This is a genomic window from Pseudomonas brassicae (assembly GCF_010671725.1).
Lineage (GTDB): Bacteria > Pseudomonadota > Gammaproteobacteria > Pseudomonadales > Pseudomonadaceae > Aquipseudomonas > Aquipseudomonas brassicae.
Genome location: NZ_JAAHBU010000561.1, coordinates 1 through 3,503, shown reverse-complemented (window position 1 = coordinate 3,503; position 3,503 = coordinate 1). Strand labels below are relative to the sequence as shown.

The 3,503-nt window shown below is 53.4% G+C and carries 1 protein-coding gene and 1 pseudogene; both read left to right on the top strand.

Annotated elements, in window-relative coordinates; genetic code table 11:
- Positions 1 to 553: restriction endonuclease subunit S (locus tag G3436_RS26005; protein ID WP_178116615.1), on the top strand; the 553-nt coding region annotated here is incomplete at its 5' end.
- A gap of 276 nt (positions 554 to 829) precedes the next feature.
- Positions 830 to 3,503 (top strand): annotated as a pseudogene (locus tag G3436_RS26000) (type I restriction endonuclease subunit R); the annotation flags it as partial.

Below are 3,503 nucleotides of genomic sequence, written 5' to 3'. Positions count from 1 at the left end.
GAAATATCCCCCGATGCTATTTTATCCCGAACTGGGGTTACGTTCCTATGGAAAGGGGACATTTCATAAGCGCGGGTTGCTTGGTAATGAGGTTGGCAATAAGCGGCTGTTTGAAATAAAGGCGGGTGATTTGTTGTTCTCGAATGTGATTGCATGGGAAGGAGCTGTTGCTATCGCCAAGCCCCAGGACGATGGCCGCTTCGGCTCTCATAGGTACATCGCATGCGTCGTTGATGATTCCCGTGCAGATACGTCGTTCGTTTTCAGGTTTTTAACTACCCCGGTGGGCATAAATCTTCTGACACTAGCATCACCAGGTGGCGCCGGTAGAAACAAAACGTTGGGTCTGTCTGCCCTAGCAAAAATTGTTATTCCGCTTCCCCCATTAGAGGAGCAGAAAAAAATTACGCAAAATTTAGATGGGGTTGACGCTAAACTGAATGCACTTGAAAAGAAGCTAGCCAATTATCAAGCCCTCAAGCGCGGCCTAATGCAAAAACTGCTAACCGGTGAATGGCGAGTCAAGCTCGACAGAACTATTGCTAATGCCTGAGTCTTATCCATGGACGAAATTACCCACCTGTCCTCGGATCCTGTGCCTGACCGTCAGCTCCGATCAGGGATGGAGCAGCACTTTTCTGAGGCAACTTGTTAGGTTGCCAAGACCTATCCCGAGCAGATGTAAGAGCGCCGTCGCTGTGGCAGCTGGCGTCATGTAATACATGACGCCAGCAGATTGAAATTCGTAAGAACAGCCAAACCGGTGGCGGGCCTGCGGCGGTTTGGTATCGACGTCTCCGAGGGAAACCTCCAAGGAAAAGGAGTAAGCATGAGCCAGTCGCCGGAAAAAGTCGGGGTTGAGCTGCCTGCCATCAGTTGGCTAATCAAGCTGGGCTACACCCATCTACCAGGTAGCCAGGTACAGGTTGAATATTGTCACCTGGCACCGGTATTGGACGATGTGTTGCAGGCTCGATTGCTCATCCTCAACCCATGGCTGGCGAACGCGCCTGGTGGCATCAGTACCGCATTGATCGAGCTACGTAAACGAGTCAACGATGAGCTGTTGCCCGCCAACAAGGCGTTATGGGAACAGGTAGTGCACCGTTCGGATATCCAGGTGAAGGACGCCGAAGGCAAGCCGCGCAGTGTGCGCTTCTTAGATGCCTGTGATGCATCGAACAACGACTTCCATGTCGTTGATCAGTACGTGGGACGTAATGCTGATGGGGATGTTTTCCGCCCCGATCTGCTGCTGTTTGTGAATGGTTTGCCTCTGGCCATAATCGAATGCAAAGCCAGCCATCACCGCCTGGATGAGGCCTTGGGGCAACTGGATGGCTACCAAAGCACGTTTCCAACTCAGTTTGTATTCAACCAAGTATGCGTTGGGCTTAATCGGCGTGAAGGACTGTATGGCGCGATCCTTACCAAGCCTGCGTATTACGCCCGATATCGATTGCAGGCACAGGAGTCTGCCGTTGTTGCTACCTTGTTAGGCGATGCTCCAAGTGAGCAGGAAAAGGTGCTGTGGGCATTGTTTGAGCCGAGCCGCTTCCTGCAACTGATCACGCATTTTGTGTTGTTCGAGACCCGCGACGGTAAGACCGTGAAGAAGCTACCGCGCTATCAGCAATGGAGGGCCGTGCGCAAAACTGTGGATCGCCTAAGCGCGTCGAAACCAATGGGGGGGGGTTGTTTGGCATACCCAGGGTAGTGGCAAGTCACTGACTATGGCCCTGCTCGCGCGCATGCTGCGTGCCGATAGCACGGGTTTGAACAACCCGACCGTCTTGGTGCTGACGGACCGAAAAGACCTCGACAAACAGATCTTCGATACCTTCCATGCGGTGGGCATCAATGCTATTCAGGCCGTGTCGGTTGATGGATTGCTGAAGATGTTGTCCAACGACTATGGCAGTGTTTTCACCAGTACCGTGCAGAAGTTCCAGGAGAGCGAGCAGCCCGACGAACAGCCCGCTGTGACTCCTGACGAAGAAAACGATGCCTTGCAAGCAACTCGGCATAGACGGATTCGCGAGAGGAATGACTTCTTCATCGTGTATGAGCGCAATATTCGCCACCAGCAGCTAGATGACAATGGTGTGCTGTTGAAGGCCAAGTGGGAAGAAATCAATCGGGAGAAGGTGCATTTCCGGGTGCTGAGCACCAAGGCCAATTTTTATGTGCTGGTCGATGAAGCTCACCGTAGCCAGTACGACTTCCTCGCTGCATTTATGCGCGCCAGTTTGCCTAACGCCAAGTTCATCGCCTTTACCGGCACACCGTTGCTTCAAGAGGACAAACACACGCTGGGTGAGTTTGGTGGTGGTGAATATATCGACGAATACCGCCTTCATGAAGCGGTGGCGGATGGTGCAACTCTGCCGATCAAATACCACGATGCATGGGTGGCGTTGTCGGCCAATGCCGAACTGGATGCCGCTTTCAAAGAGCAGTTTGCCGATCAGACTGAAGTTCGTCAGCACGAATTAAGGCGTGAGCTGCTGCGCCGCTGGCGTCAGGCCGGTGACCGTATGGAGCAAGTCGCCGAGCATCTGGTCGAGCATTTCCTCAGCAACGTAAAGGCTAAGGGCTTGAAGGCCATGCTGGTATGCGATGGTCGGGATATGGCAGTGCGTTACAAGGATCTGCTCGATGCAATCATGGTTGAGCGCTCTAGCAGAGGGCTACCAACCTTTGACAGCAAGGTGGTTATTTCCCTAGCCAGTATTACTTCTTCCCGGACGGGTGCTACTGCCATGGAAGAGGCGGCAGAGTACGAAATAGACGCCGACAAGATCCGAAGCATTGAGGAACGGGTCAAGGCTGAGGTTAAAGCTGGAAAGATACCCGTGGCCATGCCGTCCGAGCAGATCGGCAACTTTGTCAGCAAGCTGTTCCCCCTGCCTTACGGGGAAGAAAACAAGGGGCTTGACGGTAAACCGCAGGCGAACAACGTCGGGTTGATCATCGTTTCTGACATGCTGCTGACCGGTTGGGATGCTCCGATCGTCGGCACCATGTACCTCGACAAACCGCTTAAGGAACATACCTTGTTGCAGGCTATTGCGCGGGTGAACCGCACCTTGTCCGGCAAGAATGCTGGTTACATCGTGGATTACTACGGAGTAGTCGAGCACCTTGACCATGCGCTGAAGATTTACGGAGGTGACGTGAAGCCTTCGCAGGTCTGGGAAGGTGTTGAAACCGAGCTGCCCAAGCTGCAAGCCACGCTCGACCGCATACTCAAACTGCTGCCAAAAAAGCATGACCCGGTAGCGCAACGCGAGGCATACAAAGATGATGCCGAGCGCTTTCTTGATCCTGCCACCAGGCTAGATATGGTCGAAGAGTTTCTGGACTTGGTGAAGCAGTTCAACCGCTCTGTGGACATCATCCTACCGGATGTACGCGGCGTAGCCTTCAAGCCCTACTTCACCCTGTTAGGTGAGATTCGGCTGATGCTGCGGGACAAACTGCCGGGTAATACCTACAAGGAG